This is a genomic window from Bartonella sp. AA56HLJMS (assembly GCF_042197145.1).
Lineage (GTDB): Bacteria > Pseudomonadota > Alphaproteobacteria > Rhizobiales > Rhizobiaceae > Bartonella.
In genome coordinates, this window is record NZ_JBHIRL010000105.1 from 1 (window position 1) to 663 (window position 663).

The window sequence follows — 663 nt, forward strand, 5'->3', positions numbered from 1 at the left end:
TTCAACAAGCGTGACCATCCGACGACCGTTTTCAACATCAATGCTCCCTTCATCACTGTAATAATCAAGATCATTATGGTGAACACCTTCATGAGAGCTCCCATCCCTTGCCCAATCTGCACTCAGCTCTGTCCAATGAGATTTGGGAAACATCTGCTTAGCTACTTCTAACGGCTTGCGGTCTACATACCACAAACGTTGTGCATCGGTTAAATTCGGTTGCACTGCCGCACTATCCCAGACCATTTTTAAAGGATCTAAACGCGTAATGACCGGTTCACCATCGAGGCTGTTCTCATAATCAAGGCGGGTATCAGTCCACCCCATTCCACAAATGACAGCATCTTGGAAAGCATCACTATCTGCATATTCAGCATGTGCCATGTCGCGAAACCATTCTGCTGCTCCTGTAAGCAATTCACTTGGCAATGCCTTCCCTATTTGACGAGGAATGAATTGCACTTCTCGCTTATTGTTGCGTTCTGAACCCACAACAGCATTCACAAGCGGAGCAATACGATTAAAAGTCATAACGGGGCGGCGTTGCTTTTTTAACGCCGATAAATCTTCTTCATTCCATTGATCACCATTGTAAAAACCAAAATCCTCCCGCGCATGTTCACGCCATTTGTTCACATGCTCCACATCTTCTTTGTACCAGCT

The 663-nt window shown here is 45.6% G+C and carries 1 protein-coding gene; it reads right to left on the minus strand.

The window, feature by feature from the left end; genetic code table 11:
- The coding region (locus ACFINI_RS10110) for a portal protein (RefSeq protein ID WP_375648059.1) at positions 1 to 663 on the minus strand (663 nt) is incomplete at both ends.